At 60.1% G+C, this 328-nt stretch carries 1 protein-coding gene; it reads right to left on the minus strand.

What is annotated here, in order from left to right:
• Window positions 1-328: IS3 family transposase (locus AC5RTS_RS16275; RefSeq protein ID WP_493993052.1), on the minus strand; the 328-nt coding region annotated here is incomplete at both ends.

Here is a 328-nt window from a genome sequence, read left to right on the forward strand (position 1 = left end):
ACGCCCTGTTCACCGCGGTAGGAAGCGTAGCGCTTCCTGCGCCGCACCTTGCAGACCAGCCGCAGTGAGCGCATCAGCTTCAACACGGTCTTTTTCGCCACGGTCCACCCGTGCTTGAGCAGCTCAGTATGGATACGGCGGTGCCCGTAACGGGCTTGGTTCTTCTCGAAAATCTCACTGACCGCAGCCTTAATCTCTGCCTGCGGATCAGGGTCCTGGAAGCGGGCCTGATGATAGAAGAACGTTGAACGGGCCAGGCCCGCTATGTCCAGCAGCAGTTCCAGCCGGTGTTCGGCCTTGAGAGCGATAACGGCGCGTACCTTTACGG

The sequence above is a fragment of the Arthrobacter sp. MDT1-49-2 genome (genome assembly GCF_059090185.1).